Here is a 16655-nt window from a genome sequence, read left to right as displayed (position 1 = left end):
TCTTTTGATATCTAAAATGATTTCTTAACAACTTGAAAAAACTAGGTGCTACAAGATGATTTTATAAATCATCTTGTAGCACCTAGTTATACACTAAATATAGTTCCTATTATTTATAGTACTCTGTCTATTTATAAAACTTTAGATAAGAAATCTATTGTTCTTGGATTCTTTGGGTTTGTGAATATCTCTTCTGGTTTTCCTTGTTCCACAATTACTCCGCCATCCATAAATAGAATTCTATCTCCAACTTCTTTTGCAAATCCCATTTCATGTGTTACAACAACCATTGTCATTCCTTCTTTTGCTAGTGTCTTCATAACATTTAAAACTTCCCCTACCATTTCTGGATCTAAGGCTGAAGTTGGTTCATCAAAAAGCATAACATCCGGTTCCATAGCTAGTGCTCTTGCAATTGCAATTCTTTGCTTTTGACCACCTGATAAGGATGCTGGAAATGCTTCTGCTTTTTCTGTTAATCCAACTCTCTTAAGAAGCTCCATAGCCTTTTTGACAGCTTGTTCTTTAGGAATTTTCTTAACATTTAAAGGTGACATTGTTAGGTTTTGTAGTACACTTCTATGTGGGAATAGGTTAAATTGTTGAAACACCATACCCATTTTTTCTCTAATTTTATTTATATCACTTTTCTTATCTGTTATATTTATTCCTTCAAAAATTATTTCTCCAGAGGTCGGCTCTTCTAGTCTGTTTAAACATCTTAAGAAAGTACTTTTTCCAGATCCGGAAGGTCCAATTACAACTACAACTTCACCTTTTTTAATATGCTCATCTATACCTTTTAAAACTTCGTTTTTTCCAAAACTTTTGTGTAAATCCTTAACGTATATCACCAGCTTTAAGCCTCCTTTCAATATAACTCATAAGTCTTCCAAGTGAGAATGTCATAACAAAATAGAACATGGCTGAGGCAATTAGTGGTGTTAATGGTATATATGTTGCTCCTGTAACAACTTTAGCTGCAAACATAAGCTCTCCAACTCCAATAACTGATGCCATTGATGATTCTTTAATAATTGTAACAAACTCATTACCTATTGCAGGTAATATATTTCTTATAGCTTGAGGTATAACAACTAGTATCATAGCTTGTGTTTTCTTCATTCCAAGACTTCTAGCTGCTTCCATTTGCCCATTATCAACCGCTTCTATTCCAGCTCTTACTATTTCTGAAACATATGCTGCTGAATTTAAAGATATTGCTACTATTGCTGATGTTAATGGCGATAAATCTAATCCAAATACTATATCAGATCCAGCATAAACTATCATAATTTGTAGTAACATTGGTGTTCCTCTAATTATTTCTATATAAATAGAAGCTATAATTTTTAAAGGTTTAATTTTTCCTATTTGTATATTTGAACTCTTCATAAAGAATAAAAGAGACCCTAAAAGGGATCCAACTATTACAGTTATTAAAGATATAAGTAATGTCATTTTTGCTCCATCAACAAAATATGATAAATACTCTGATAAAAAACTAAAATCTAATTTCATGCCTACTCCCCCTTGGTGTTAAAAAGTGAATAAATCACTTTTATTCCTTAACTTCTTTATCTGTTAACTTAATTGCATCTGTTATAAACTTGCTCATTGATCCATCATCCATTAGTGTTTTTATAGTTTTATTTATTTCTGCTACTAATTTAGGTGAATTTTTCTTAATTCCTACTGCATTTCCGCCTGTTTCATCTGTAAATCTTTGTTCTGCAAGAGCAAGCTCTGGATTAGATTTAATTGCCATTTCAGCAACTGGCGCTTCTATTATTAAAGCTTCTACCTTACCAGCTTTTAGTTCTAATATTAAATCATTAACATTAGCTAACAAGTGCATATCTGCATTTTCAATTTTTTCCTTTGCTAAGGCTTCTTGTGTTGATCCCAGTTGTGCCCCAACCTTTTTACCAGCTAAATCTGCAACTGTTTTATATTTATCTTTATCTTCTGCTCTAACTAAAATCCCATGTTGTGAAACATAATATATATCTGAGAAATCTACTGCTTTCTTTCTTTTCTCATCAGGATTCATCCCTGAAATTATTAAATCTATTTTATCTGCTGGAAGTGCTGTTATTAATGAATCAAACTCCATTTCCTTAATTTCTAGTTCTACTCCAAGATCTTTAGCTATCGCTTTAGCAAGATCAATATCAAAACCTACAACCTGATCTTTACCATCTATCATTGCATGGAATTCATAAGGTTTATAATCAGCACTTAATCCAACTACTAACTTACCATTTTTTTTAATAACATCTAACATGTCATTTTCCTTAGTGCTACCACATCCAATTAACCCCAGTGCCATTACTCCTACTATTGCCGCTGCAAATATTTTTTTGGCTTTGCCCGCCTTTGGTATAACATTAAAATTTTTCATTATTAAAATCCCCCTTTTTATTATCCGCTTATTTATTAGCATAATTATACGTTATAACATCATATTTATGCAAGTCTTTTTTGAATTTTTTTAATATTTTTCATATTTACGATGTTTTATACAGTTATTTAGTTGTAATTCTATTTTTTATGCATATTAACTATATATTATTCATTAAATTGCATATTTATTATTAACTGCATATTTTTTATTTATAATAGTGTTCTAACGAATATAGTATACCTAATATTCATTTGAATAATTCATATGTTAAATATCTTTAAAAAAATAGAATTTAATTTACCTTACATTGGACAGGCTCATAATGTTATATCTATCCATAAACTATAAAGATTTAATAATATAATTAAAACAAATAATATAATTAGGAGTGGTATAATTGGCATATTTAAAAGAAAGGCATCTATTTCCAGGAGGTAATACTTCTAAAGGATTTTACTCATTTTATAAATATATACTTTCACAAGAAGATGGAAATAGAATTTTATGTATGAAAGGTTCTCCAGGTAGCGGTAAATCTTATTTCATGAAAAAAATCGGAGCTCATTTTGCCGCTAAGGGATACACTATAGAATATCATCATTGTTCTTCTGATAATAACTCACTAGATGCTGTTGTTATTAAAGAACTAAAACTTGCAATTCTTGACGGAACTGCCCCTCACATGGTTGATCCTATTCACCCTGGTGCTGTTGATGAAGTTCTAAATATGGGTGAAGCTCTTGATATGGATGCCCTTTTCTTAAATAAAAAAGAAATTATGGAAGTTCAAAAGAAGATTAGTAAGACTTTTGAAAGAGCATATCGCTACTTTGCCGCAGCGAAAGATATTCATGATGATTGGAGTTCTTTAAATGCTGAATCCATAAGTACTGATAAGATTTCAACAGTTACAGAATCATTAAAAGAAGAGATATTCCACACACAAAAATCTGGCTACGGAGCTGATAGACACTTATTTGCAACTGCTTTTACTCCAAACGGAATAGTTACCTTCGCTGAAGATTTAGTATTCGGTTTTGAAAATAAATTTATATTAAATGGTGGTCCTGGTTTTGGAAAAACTGAAATATTAAAAAAAATAGGAAGCACAGCACAAAGGAAAGGTTATTTTGTAGAGTATATGCATGATCCTCTTATTCCTGAAAGAATTGAGCACTTACTTATTCCTGAATTATCAACCTGCGTTTTAACTACTAATGAAATTAGTCAAACATCATTCACAGGTAAAGTTTATAATATTGAAGATTTTTGTAAAGCTGATGTTATAGCTGCAAATAAAGAAGAAGTTGCATACTGTAGCAAAATATTCTATGACTTAATAGAAAAAGGTTTGTCTTTAATTACAGATGCTCACACTATTCATGATGAGTTAGAAACCTTCTATATCTCTGCTATGAATTTTGATGTAGCAAATGATATTTTTGATAAAGTAGTAAAGAAGTTCGAGAAATTCGAATAATATTAAAATTAATTGTTTCTATAAAAAATGAGATATAAGTTTTCACTTATATCTCATTTTTCTTAGGAATATTTAAATAAATAGTTAATCAGTATTCTTGTATTTTATGATATTTTAGGAATTTAAATATTTCACAACTCTCTTTATAAATATTATATCTATCTAGTTACTTTTACTATTGATAATCTGTGTAATGCTCTTGTTGCCATAATATATTTAACTAAATCATCTGTATTATCATCAAAATCTACTATTATAACTCCATCAAATTCTAGTCCCTTTGCATAATATGATGGTACTAATACTTTCCCACCTTTATATATCATGTCTTCTCTATCAAAGGCTACTATCTTTGTATGTTTTTTTAATTCTGGCGCTATTTTTTGTAGCTGTTCTTTACCTTTAGTTATTATAGCTATATTTTCATATTTTTCATCTTGGTATTCTTCTAATAGATTTAATAATACATCTATTAAACCTTCCTTATCAGTTTCTGGAACTTCTGTTTCTAAAACATCAAATTCTCCTTTTCTAACAAAAGGAACAACTGCTTTTTCATCTAGAAGCTTACTTGCATATTCCATTATTTGATAAGTTGATCTATAACTCTTATTTAAACTAAAATCTTTAACAAATCCACCAAATAATTCTTTAAGCTTAAGCATTGGAGGGATTTCTTCAATTTTTATTAATCTTTGATTTGAATCTCCTACAATGGTATAGCTCTTGCATCCAGTTAATTCTTTTAAAACTAAGAATTGAAGGAAGCTATAATCTTGAGCCTCATCTATTACTATATGTCTTATATCTTGTTTTACTTTTTTACCATCTAATTTAATCATTAAATATAATATAGCTGGCAAATCTAAATAAGTTAGTGTTTTAACATCCATAAACTCTTTATACATATCAACTATGCTTTCATTACTTATCCATTGCTCTAACTCTTCTTTAGATTTAACTACTTCTTTAACTATATCTCTTATTTTATTTTTTCTTTCAAAATCCATATTATTTTCTTCAATTAAAAGTTCCTCTGGTGTTAAACTAGCTAGCTTTTCTTTAAATTCTGCATTTAAAGTCCTTACTTTTTCATCTCTCTTATCTTTAAGTTTAGAAATTATAATTAATTTAACCTTTTGGCTTCTTCTAAATAAAGGCATATATTTATAATGCTTGTTAAATAACACTTCTATTTCTTCTACTGTAACTATTTCCTCTCCCATAAAATTAACAGGAGTAATAGTGAAATATTTATCTTCATATTGAGCTACTTTTTCATCTAAGAATGTTATAAATTCTTTTGATGATTTATATTTTATTTTATTTATTACCTCTTCATTCCCCTTTAATACATCTTCTAAATATGTAGGAGAATCAATTATAGGTTCATCTAACCCAATTTCATCATAAGCAAATCCTACAAATGTTTCTTGGCTTATTCCACTTTCTCCAAGGGTAGGTAGTACATCTGAAATATAATCTATAAATATATCATTTGGTCCAAAAATCAAAACTTTATTAGTTAATTGTTCTCTAAAATTATATAAAAGATATGCTACTCTATGAAGTGCAATTGTAGTTTTACCTGAACCTGCAACTCCATTAACAACAACAACCTTAGTTCTTTCTTCTCTTATTATTTCATCTTGCTCTTGTTGTATACTAATTACAATATCTTTCAACTTTTCTCCAGCATTTGATGAAAGTATCATTTGAAGAATTTCATCCTTAACATCTACATCCGAATCAAAATAACCTTCTAATAGACCTTTTTTAACCATAAGTTGTCTTCTTGCTGTTATTTCTACTGGAACTTCTCCATTTGGTGCTTTATATGAAGTTTCTCCTATCATTCCCTTATAAAATAATGAAGCTACTGGAGCTCTCCAATCTACCACTGACTCTTTATAACTTTCCTCTGGAGTTAACCCATATCTACCTATATATATTTCTTCTTTATCTTCTTCATCAGTAAAAGTAACTTTACCAAAGTATGGTGATTCTTTTAGTTTTGTAAACTCAGAAAGTTTTCTATCTATTGTGCTATAAGCTTGTTCTTTTACATATTTCTCATGATCAAAATATTCCATTATATTATCTTCATCATCTTTATGATCTTCAATAAATTTCTTTCTATAATCAAGTATATATTGGGCTATACCCTTTCTTTTCTTTATATAATTTAATATCTCAAGGTTTAAAACTTCTAATGTTCTATCTAAGTTCTGTTGTTCACCTATTAACTCTATTTTATCCAAATTAAATCCCCTCCAACTTCTTTTAAGGCATCTTTAAATAAATAACTAGTTATTTATTTTACGATGCCTATTATTCTTTTACAATGTCTTACATTTTCTCATCTGTTGTAATGTCTATTATTTGTCCTTTATTATCGTCTAAACTTAATTCTAATTGCACATCACTATCAATAGCTAATTCATCTACTTTTTTTTCTTTCTTTAAATGAGGATACTTTTTATATATAAAGCTTCTAAGATCATCTCCATATATTGTTTCTTTCTCTAGAAGATATTCTGATACCTCATCTAATAAATCTCTATTCTCTTTTAATAAATCCTTAGCTTTGTTATGTGCTTCTTTAATTATCCTTAGTATTTCTTCATCTATAATTGCTGATGTTTCTTCACTACAGTTTCTAACAGCTCTACCATCTAAATACCTGCTTGTTACTGATTCTAAAGCCATCATATCAAATCTATCTGACATTCCATAAATAGTTACCATACTTCTAGCTGTTTGAGTTGCTCTTTCTATATCATTAGAAGCGCCTGTTGAAACTAAGTTAAATACTTCTTCTTCTGCAGCTCTTCCACCTAACATAACCATTATTTGGCTTAATAACTCATCTTTAGACACAAGGTATTTTTCCTCTTCAGGTAATTGCATTGTATACCCTAAAGCTCCCATTGTTCTTGGAACAATTGTTATTTTATGAACTGGATCTGTACCTTCAATTAAAGCTGCTACTAACGCATGCCCTACTTCATGGAAAGCAACAATTCTTCGCTCTAGTGGTGAAAGTATTCTATCCTTCTTTTCTTTACCTGCTATTATAACTTCAACCGCCTCTTGCAAATCTTCCTGCATAATTTCTTTTCTTTCATGTTTTACAGCTCTTAGTGCTGCCTCATTAATCATATTTGCAAGGTCTGCTCCTACAGCTCCTGGAGTTCCCTTTGCTATTTGCTCTAAATTAACTTTTTCAGATAACTTAACTCCCTTACTGTGAACCTTAAGTATATCTATTCTTCCTTTTAAATCAGGTTTATCCACAATTACTCTTCTATCAAATCTACCTGGTCTTAAAAGTGCTTTATCTAATATTTCTGGTCTATTTGTTGCTGCTAAAACAACAACTGCTTTTGATGAATCGAATCCATCCATTTGTGTTAATAGTTGATTTAGAGTTTGTTCTCTTTCATCATTACTTTGCATTTGAGCATCTCTGCTTTTACCTATTGAATCTATTTCATCTATAAATATTATACAAGGTGAATTTTTCTCTGCTTCTTTAAATAAATCTCTTACTTTTGAAGCTCCCATACCTGCAAACATTTCTATAAAGTTAGATCCTGACATTGAATAAAAAGGAACCTTAGCTTCACCAGCAACTGCTCTTGCAATCAGAGTTTTACCAGTTCCTGGAGGTCCAACTAATAATGCACCTTTAGGCAATTTAGCTCCTATAGCTGTGTATTTTTCTTTATGATTTAAAAAATCTATTATTTCTCTTAAAGATTCTTTAGCTTCATCTTGACCTGCAACATCATCAAAAGTAATTGCTATATCAGTTTCAACATATAACTTAGCATTACTTTTTCCCATTCCCATCATGCCGCCACCTAAGCCACCGCCCATTTTCTTACCCATTCTTCCAAATATGAATTTAAATGCTACAAACATTAATAATGCAGGAATTATCCATCCCATTATAAATTCTATTATGTAATTTTGCTCCACGATAGATTTATTAAAATCTACACCAGCTTCTGTTAATTGAGATGTTAAATTTTGATCTCTCATATTCCCTGTAAATAATACTTTCTTATCTTTTTCATCTTTTAATATTGGTGTTATTTTTATTTCTGAATCTGTTATTAACACTTTTTCAATTTCTTTATTTTCTACCATTTCTATAAATTTATTATATGTTATTTCTTCTAATCCCATAGAAGTTTTAACTGTGTTAAATGCATATACAATTAAAAAAGTCATAACTGTGTATAATAATATAGATTTTATTTTTTTATCTTTACTTTCTTCTGGATTATTATTCATATTTTTTTTATTTTTATTTTCCATCTTAAGTTCTCCCTTTTTACTTTATACTTCCTATATTCTTAAATGGATATATTCTAAATCTTACTATCCCTATAATATCCTGTCCATTTACACAGGTTTTGTCCCATAATCTAGAATCTAATGATATAAGCCTATTGTCTCCTAAAAAAAAATATTCCTCATCTGGCACCTTAAATTTGCCTGTATAATCATCTACATTCTGAATATATGATTCTCTTTTATATTCTCCATTTACATATAAACTGCCTTCATCCATTGATATAAAATCTCCCGGTAATCCTATTAATCTCTTTACCATATATTCATTAAATTCTTTTGAGTAAAATACTACTATATCTCCAAATTGTAAGGTGTCTAAATTATACACTCTAGTTACTAAAAGTTTATCATTTATATTTATATTTGGTGCCATTGAGGCTGTAGGAACATTTGCTTTGAAAATAAAAAATTTATTTATTAGTAATGTAAATACTACGGCTATTAATATTATTTTTATAAATAGTATTATAGTATTTTTCTTTAGTTTATTATTTAATTTTTTATTATCATAGCCTAGTATTTGCTGAAACTTTTCAAGCATCTATTTTATTTTTCCAATATCACTAAATGGATATACCTTAAATTGAGCTTTTCCTTCTATATCTTTTGCATCTATATATGGATTAATCCAATATCTTGAGTCTTTTGACCATAATCTATTATCTCCAAGGAAAAAATATTTTCCTTCAGGCACTTCATATTCTCCATTGAATCTATCTGCATTTCCTATATAATCTTCTATTAATTTTTCTCCATTAATAGATACTTCTCCATTTTTAATAACTATTTTATCTCCTGGAAGTCCCATAAGTCTTTTAATTAATTTTTCTCCAAGTTCATTTGAGTCAAATACTAATATATCTCCTCTTTTGAATTTATCTTCATTATACACTCTTGTTACAAATAATCTATCTTCTACATTTAAAGTTGGAACCATAGACTCTGAGGGTATTTTAACTTTAAATATTACAAATTTATTTATTAATATTGCAAGTACTACAGCTACTATTATAGGAAGTCCCCATTCATAGAAGAAACCACTTTTCTTATTTTCAGCTAACCTTTCAGATCTTTTTTCTAATTCATTATCATCTATATTATCTTCTTCTATTTTTACATCAACAGAATTAGATATATATATTTCGCTTTTAGCTTTAGATTTTTCTTCACCAATCATTATTCCTGCCACATACCTTTCATAAATTTCTTTACTTTAATTTTTCTATTTTTTGTCTCTTTAATATCAATAACATATATGTTATCTTTTCCAACTAAAACATCGCCCTCTTTAACAAATTCTAAGGCCTCATTTTTAGTTATTATACTCATTTCTCCTCCCGGTGATTCTATAGTTATGTTTTCCTCATGTATTCTATCTACAATAAAATATTCACACATAAATAATAGCAACTTTTGTTGCTTCCACCTCGCTTTTATATATCTTTAAATTTATATATATCCCGTTTATTTCTTTATACTATAGTATATCACATTTTTTTAAATTTTTAATACTAGTATTAGCTAATATTAAAAAAATTTATTGAATAAAAAAATCTCATGCTAATTTTACTTTTCAAAGTATATTAACATGAGAAGAGGTTTTCATTTCTATATAGGTAGCTGATAGAAAATAATATACTATTTAAATTAGTCTTTTTTGGGAAATGCCTTAAACTAGCTCATTCTCTATTAACTCTTCATAAGTTTGTCTTTTACATATTACTCTTGCTCTATTTCCCTTAACAAATACCACTGCTGGTCTTAAGTTTTTATTGTAATTATTTGACATTGAGAATCCATATGCCCCTGTTGTCATTATTGCTAATATATCTCCACCTTGAGCCTTTGGAAGTTCTATATCTTTTATTAATATATCTCCTGATTCACAACATTTTCCTGCTATAGTTACCTTCTTATCTAATGTCATATTCATTTTATTTGCAATACAAGCTTCATATTTTGCACTATAAAGTGCTGGTCTAATATTATCTGTCATTCCACCATCTACTGCAACATAAGTTCTAACACCTTCTATTTCTTTAATAGCTCCAATTGTATATAATGTCATACCTGCATTTCCAACTATTGATCTACCTGGCTCTATTGTTAATATTGGTTTTTCAAGTGATAATTTTTCACATACTTCATTAACTTTATTTATAATCACTTGGCAATATTCTTCAGTGCTTCTTGGCTCATCTTCATCAGTATAATGAATTGCAAACCCGCCACCTAAATCTAATTCTGTTATTAAATGACCTGTTTCTTTCCTTATATTATCTATAAATCCAAGCATTACTTCTGCTGCATCTGCAAATGGTTCTAAATCAAATATTTGTGACCCTATATGACAGTGAACTCCTGCAAGTTCTATATTTTCTAAAGATAAAGCATGCTTTACCGCATTCATTATTGTATCTCCAACTGGCGCAAATCCAAATTTAGAATCTATTTGACCTGTTTTAATGTAATCATGAGTATGAGCTTCTATTCCCGGTGTTAATCTTAAATATATTTTTTGAATTTTATTATTTAATTTTGCTATTTTATTTAACTCTTCCATTTCATATAAATTATCAACAATAAATCTTCCAACCCCAAGTTCTACTCCTAAAGTCATTTCTGACAAAGTTTTGTTGTTACCATGGAAATAAGTCTTTTCTAGTGGAAATCCAGCTTTATAAGCCGTATATAATTCTCCACCTGAAACAATATCTAAATATAGCCCTTCTTTATTTATTAGCTTACACATTTCTACTGTAAGGAATGCTTTCCCTGCAAATGCTACTCTATTTCCTTCTTCACATTTAAAGTTTCTGTAGTATCCTTTGCATGTATCTATTAACAATTGCTCATCCATAACATAAAGAGGTGTTCCAAATTCCTTAGCTAAACTCTCTGCTTTAACACCTCCTATGTATAAATCATTTTCTTTACATTCCATTGCCCCAAATAATTTCATGATTTTTCCTCCTAATTTTTACTTTAATCATCTTAAGTCGTTATTTTTTAAGATGCCTTAAGTCCTTATTTTTTATTCTTTATTTTTTTGTAAAATAAAACACCATGGAATAATTCCATGGTGGTAGATACTATTTAAGGCTTATATGCATTTTGCTTAAAATTTTAATTTGTTCTATTTTTCTAAAAATTAATAAAATAGAATTTATCTTTGAATTAAAATATTTAAACCTAGCAAACCTCGCTAGCGCTTCACTTACGTGACAGTCATACACATATTATATGTACACCCAAAAACAAGTTTTTGCAACACTTATTTCTTCGGCCATTTTACCTTTCCTTATTAGTCTTAGCTTGCTAGCTCTTAATAAGTACTCTTTAAATATGGCACCTCTACCTTGGTAATTATCTTTTAATCTTATTATATGATACTTTACAATTTATGATACCATAATTTTCAGAAAAATCAATCTTTATCTTAGAAACAGCATCCATTTATTGTTTTACTTTCCACAATTTTTACTTGCACTAATTAAAAAGCCTATACAAGAAAATAAAATGTTTTTTAATAATAACATTGATGCATTATCTATATCAACTATATAGATATAACCTACCATTATTACTATAGTTATAGTAATTGATATTATCCCAACCACTAAATTTCTAAAAAACATAACTTTTTCGTTACAATTCGTCTTATTTTGACTACAATTTTCTAATAAGAAACCTATTATAGAAGAAAATATGGTTCTAATTGCAACTAAATTATCAACATTTTTTAAATCTGGATTAAATACAGAAAATATTATTAAACCAAAACTTAACATAGCTATAATGAATAATATTTTATAGGTTATATAGATAGATTGCCATTTTTTCAGAGAATATTCTAATCTATGCTTAATCCATTTCACCTATTAACCACCCTCTTCTTTTGTGTTTTTAAAAATTTATTTTCATTTTATATAATATGTATAGTTATTAGGATAGGTAACCACTTCTTTAATCATTTTTTTAAATTGCATTATTTATAGTTTTTTAAGATAACTTAATTAATAATAGGATTAAAGCCTAACTAAATTTATTTTAGTTAGGCTTTAATTTTTTTGAAGATGCCTTGTTTTTAAACCAGCTTAACTTTATATTCTTCTAACCAGGTGTTAATTTGAATTAAATATGCTATTAATTGTGGCCCAGTCATTAATTGTCCAAACCAAGGTGTTTTATATGCTTTCCCCCTTGAATCTACTATTTCTTTAACTTTCTTTTCATCTATAATACTTAAAATAGGTGAATTTGAATCTTTCAAAATACCATTCATTACTCCACATACCATATCTGTATATATTGGGTTATGAGTTTTTGGGAATGGGCTTTTCTTTCTATAAATTATTTCCTCTGGTAAAAGTCCTTCTAATGACTTTCTTAATAGCCCCTTCTCCCTACCATTTAACAATTTTATATCTGTAGGAATATTAAAAGCATATTCTACCAATCTAATATCTGCAAAAGGAACTCTAACCTCTAGGCTATTTGCCATACTCATTCTATCTTTTCTATTTAAAAGATTAACCATAAACCATTTTAAATTTAATGCAAATAATTCTCTCATTCTATATTCAGTTTTGCTTTCGCCATCTAAATGAGGCACTGATTTTAATGTTTGATTATATTTTTCGTTTGCAAAGTCTTCTATTTTCAAACCTTTAAGTGATGGATTTAAAATATCTTTTCTATTATTTATAAATCTTGACCAAGGAAATGTCTTAGCATTTATTAATTCTTTATTAGTAAACCATGGGTATCCTCCAAATAATTCATCTGCACATTCTCCAGATAGCGCCACAACAAAATCTTTCTTAACCTCTTTACAAAATAAGTATAATGATGAATCTACATCAGCCATACCCGGCATATCTCTACCTATTGTTGCTTCTTTTAAATAATCTACTAAATCTTTTTGCTTTAAAACAACATTTCTATGATCTGTATTTAGAAATCTAGACATTTTTCTAGCCCAATATTTATCCGATGTTGGTTCATACAATGAGCTTTCAAAATATTTATCATTATCTTCATAATCAATACAATAAGTTGTTAACTGTTTATTTTTCTTTTTATATTCCTCTGCTGCAATTGCAGAAATAGCTGATGAATCTAACCCACCCGATAAGAATGTACATAATGGCACGTCACCTACTAGTTGTCTTTTAATAGCATCCGTTAATAACTCTCTAACATGTTCTACTGCATCATCTTCACTTTCAGTAAAATCTTTAGCAATCAGTTTCCAATACTCTTTTTCCAGTATATTTTCTTTAGTTATAACTACATAATGAGCTGGAGGAACTTCTTTTATATTTTTATAAAGTCCACTTCCTGGAGATACAGCTGGTCCTAAAGCAAATAATTCTGTTAATCCATCTTTATCAATTTCTGCATCTACTTTTGGGTGCGCTAATAAACTTTTAATTTCTGATCCAAATATGAAGTTGCCATTCTTAATTGTATAAAATAAAGGTTTAACTCCCATTGCATCTCTAGCTAAGAAAACCCTATTATCTTTTTTATCATATATTGCAAAAGCAAATATACCATTAAGTTTAGATACACAATCATAACCCCATTTAATATATGATGTTAACAAAACTTCTGTATCTGAATATGATTCAAACCTAAATCCATCTTCTAATAACTCCTTGCGCAAATCTTCTGTGTTATATAGCTCCCCATTATATACAATAATATATTCTTTATTATTTACAGTTTTTTTCATTGGTTGTTTTCCACCTTCAGGGTCAACAACTACAAGTCTCCTATGTCCAAGCATAACATTGTTAGACACAAAATACCCTTCTGCATTTGGTCCTCTATAAGCTAATGTATTAGTCATATTTTTCAATATATTTTCTTCTTTTCCTATATTGTTATTAAAATTAACAAAACCAGTTATTCCACACATATCAATACCTTCTTTCTATATATATATATTAATATGTTATTTTTTATTTATTGGTTCGTTAAATTAATATAAAAATCAACTTATACGATTACATATAATTCTTTGTATATATTAAATTTTTTTATTATTGTAGATACACATATATTAATTAATAAAAAAGTGATAAAATTGCGGTTTTAATTCCACAGTTTCATCACTCTTAACATTACTAAGCCGTTGTAAAATAAATATTAAATTCCTCTATATTTGTCCATAAGTTCACCCATAATCTCACCTGCTGCTGGTGGCGTGTACGTTATTGCATTTGCACCGGCTTCTATAGTTTCCATTACAGATTCTTCAGTTGGTCCACCTGTTGCAATAATAGGAAATTCAGGATACTCTTTTCTTATTTTCCTAACTATTTCTGGTGTGTTTTTTCCACCTGATACATTAAATATAGTTGCTCCAGCTCCTATTCTTTCATTTATATCTTCACATTGTGAAACTATTGTAACTATTAAAGGTATATCTATTGTTTCTCTAATTCTTCTTATTATTTCATTTGAGGTTGGTGCATTAACAACTACGCCCATAGCCCCTTTAAATTCTGCATCTAATGCGAGGTTAACTACTCTTTTTCCCTGAGTAATTCCTCCTCCTACTCCACAGAACACCGGTACATCAGCTGCCATAACTAAAGCTTGAGTTATTAATGGTTGCGGTGTAAATGGATATACAGCTATAATTGCATCCGCATTTGTATTTCTTATAATTGCAACATCCGTTGTAAATAATAAGGATTTTATTCTTTTACCAAATATTTTTATTCCACTACATTCCCTAATACACGTGGGCACTTCAACTACATGATTTCTTAATGCGCCTTTAATTTCCGGAACATGTTTTATCTTCTTAACTTGCATTATATGTCCATCCTCCACCTAAGGCACACTAAAATAGATACTACCCATATTATAGTATCTTTTAACCTGCCTATTTTTATTTATGTTAGTGATCTTCAAAAAAATAACTAACCCTATCTCTTAAGTCATTTTCTATTTAAATATAATTATACTCCATTATTTTTATATTTATATACCCCTAATAAATTTTATTTTGTAATTCTTTTCAATAAAAACATTTTTTACTATTTAAATCCATGTTAAAATAGTAAATATTAGAAATATTTCGAACTTATTATTTTTTTGATAGCATCTTATTTAAATTTAGTTTATAAAGGAGATAAATTTTATGACAATAAAAAGGCAAATATATCCACCTTATACTGTTCTTTTAATAATGTATATTATGTTCATAGTTTTTGCATTAATAGTTGATTCTCCAATGAATATACTTTTAGGATTAAAAAAAATAATTCTAACCCCCGATATTTTAATTACTGATTATATGGAAATAGGAGGAATTGGAGCAGCTTTTGTAAATGCCGCCTTAACAAGTATTATTTCCATTGCTATCTTAGTTTTCATAGGGATAAAGCCAAACGGTTCTACTATAATGGCACTTTGGCTAATGACTGGATTTTCTTTCTTTGGAAAAAACATTTTAAATATATGGCCAATTATGCTTGGTGTATATTTATTTTCAAGATATCAAAAAGAACCTTTTTTAAACTATACACTTGTTGCACTACTTTCCACCACTCTTGCACCAACTGTTAGTCAGCTTAGTTTTACTGGACTATTTACTCCAGGCGGTGGATTTATAATTGGAAATATCATAGGAATATTTACAGGATTCATTTTAGCTCCTATAGCTGCCCATTGTATTAAAGCTCATAATGGTTATAATTTATATAATATAGGATTTGCTAGTGGGTTACTTGCAACTTTATTAATGTCTATTTTAAGAGGCGTTGGAATTGATTTCGATACTAGACTCATTTGGTACACAGGTTCTAATGGTATTTTTACAATATTTTTATTTATTATATGCATTTACTTAATTGCTATTGGATTAATTTACGGAGAAAATAATAAGCTTAACCTTAAAGGAATTAGTAAACAATCTGGTAGATTAGTTAGTGATTTTTATCTTTTATTTGGGCCATCTACCTATATAAACATGGGGATTCTTGGTCTTGCATCTACTACCTTTGTACTATTTATCAAAGGTGATTTAAACGGACCTACTATATGTGCTATTTTTACTATTATGGGATTTGGATGTTTTGGAAAACATTTAAAGAATATAAGTCCTGTTATTATAGGAGCTTGCCTTGCAGCTTTTATACGTACTGATCCACTTAACTCTCCAAATATAATTTTATCAATCCTGTTTTCAACAGCACTTGCTCCTATTTCAGGTAAATTTGGATGGAAAATTGGACTACTCGCAGGATTCCTACATTTAAATATGGTGACTAATATTGGATACCTTCACGGTGGTCTTAATTTATATAACAATGGTTTAGCGGCTGGTTTTGTAGCTATGATCCTTATTCCGTTAATAACTACATTTAAGAAGGAGCTTTAAAC

General features: G+C 28.8%; 14 protein-coding genes and 1 riboswitch. Of the genes, 2 read left to right on the top strand and 12 right to left on the bottom strand.

What is annotated here, in order from left to right; all coding sequences use genetic code 11:
• Nucleotides 1–131 precede the first annotated feature (131 nt).
• From J1C67_RS08730 to J1C67_RS08720, 3 genes are read right to left on the bottom strand one after another with little or no spacing between them, the layout of a single operon-like run.
• The gene (locus J1C67_RS08730; RefSeq protein WP_089966843.1) at nt 132–854 is read right to left on the bottom strand and encodes an amino acid ABC transporter ATP-binding protein; all 723 of its coding nucleotides are present in this window, start codon (nt 852–854) and stop codon (nt 132–134) included.
• Nucleotides 841–1521 carry an amino acid ABC transporter permease gene (locus J1C67_RS08725; protein WP_089966845.1) on the bottom strand — a complete coding sequence of 227 codons (681 nt, stop codon included), beginning with the start codon at nt 1519–1521 and terminating at the stop codon, nt 841–843. Before J1C67_RS08725 ends, J1C67_RS08730 begins: the two co-directional genes overlap by 14 nt.
• A gap of 40 nt (nt 1522–1561) precedes the next feature.
• Entirely contained in the window at nt 1562–2404 is an 843-nt protein-coding gene (locus J1C67_RS08720; protein ID WP_089966848.1) for a transporter substrate-binding domain-containing protein, read from the bottom strand.
• Between the two features lie 400 nt (nt 2405–2804).
• On the opposite strand from J1C67_RS08720, the gene J1C67_RS08715 reads away from it, so the two are divergent.
• A complete protein-coding gene (locus J1C67_RS08715) occupies nt 2805–3887 on the top strand; it encodes a PRK06851 family protein (RefSeq protein ID WP_167865845.1) in 1083 nt (360 codons plus the stop codon).
• 158 nt (nt 3888–4045) lie between these two features.
• On the opposite strand, the gene J1C67_RS08710 is transcribed toward J1C67_RS08715, so the two are convergent.
• The 9 genes from J1C67_RS08710 to J1C67_RS08670 all read right to left on the bottom strand — a co-directional run bounded on the left by J1C67_RS08710 (nt 4046) and on the right by J1C67_RS08670 (nt 15083).
• Nucleotides 4046–6148: a HelD family protein gene (locus J1C67_RS08710; protein ID WP_167865846.1), complete on the bottom strand. Its 2103-nt coding sequence runs from the start codon at nt 6146–6148 to the stop codon at nt 4046–4048.
• Nucleotides 6149–6236: 88 nt separating this feature from the next.
• Complete coding sequence (gene ftsH, locus J1C67_RS08705) at nt 6237–8213, bottom strand: ATP-dependent zinc metalloprotease FtsH (protein ID WP_435575590.1); 1977 nt, start codon at nt 8211–8213, stop codon at nt 6237–6239.
• A gap of 16 nt (nt 8214–8229) precedes the next feature.
• Complete coding sequence (lepB, locus tag J1C67_RS08700; RefSeq protein ID WP_089966854.1) at nt 8230–8793, bottom strand: signal peptidase I; 564 nt, start codon at nt 8791–8793, stop codon at nt 8230–8232.
• Entirely contained in the window at nt 8794–9441 is a 648-nt protein-coding gene (gene lepB / locus J1C67_RS08695; protein WP_242873942.1) for a signal peptidase I, read from the bottom strand. It abuts the gene before it with no gap.
• Entirely contained in the window at nt 9429–9650 is a 222-nt protein-coding gene (locus tag J1C67_RS08690) for a DUF3006 domain-containing protein (protein WP_089966858.1), read from the bottom strand. The genes lepB (J1C67_RS08695) and J1C67_RS08690 overlap by 13 nt, the downstream gene beginning before the upstream one ends.
• 271 nt (nt 9651–9921) lie before the next feature.
• A complete protein-coding gene (lysA, locus tag J1C67_RS08685; protein ID WP_167865847.1) occupies nt 9922–11214 on the bottom strand; it encodes a diaminopimelate decarboxylase in 1293 nt (430 codons plus the stop codon).
• A gap of 236 nt (nt 11215–11450) precedes the next feature.
• Nucleotides 11451–11617: riboswitch (Lysine riboswitch) on the bottom strand.
• Nucleotides 11618–11716: 99 nt separating this feature from the next.
• Nucleotides 11717–12130, bottom strand: a complete 414-nt coding sequence (locus J1C67_RS08680) for a hypothetical protein (protein WP_089966862.1) — start codon at nt 12128–12130, stop codon at nt 11717–11719.
• Between the two features lie 209 nt (nt 12131–12339).
• On the bottom strand, nt 12340–14178 hold the full coding sequence (asnB, locus tag J1C67_RS08675) for an asparagine synthase (glutamine-hydrolyzing) (RefSeq protein WP_167865848.1): 1839 nt from the start codon (nt 14176–14178) through the stop codon (nt 12340–12342).
• Between the two features lie 230 nt (nt 14179–14408).
• Entirely contained in the window at nt 14409–15083 is a 675-nt protein-coding gene (locus tag J1C67_RS08670; protein WP_089966867.1) for a beta/alpha barrel domain-containing protein, read from the bottom strand.
• Nucleotides 15084–15411: 328 nt separating this feature from the next.
• On the opposite strand from J1C67_RS08670, the gene J1C67_RS08665 reads away from it, so the two are divergent.
• Nucleotides 15412–16653, top strand: a complete 1242-nt coding sequence (locus J1C67_RS08665) for a DUF1576 domain-containing protein (RefSeq protein WP_089966869.1) — start codon at nt 15412–15414, stop codon at nt 16651–16653.
• The last annotated feature ends 2 nt before the right edge of the window (nt 16654–16655 follow it).

Origin of the sequence: Clostridium gasigenes (genome assembly GCF_017348895.1) — a bacterium.
Lineage (GTDB): Bacteria > Bacillota > Clostridia > Clostridiales > Clostridiaceae > Clostridium > Clostridium gasigenes.
The sequence above is the reverse complement of the archived record's forward strand: the minus strand, read 5'-3'. Positions and strand labels throughout refer to the sequence as shown.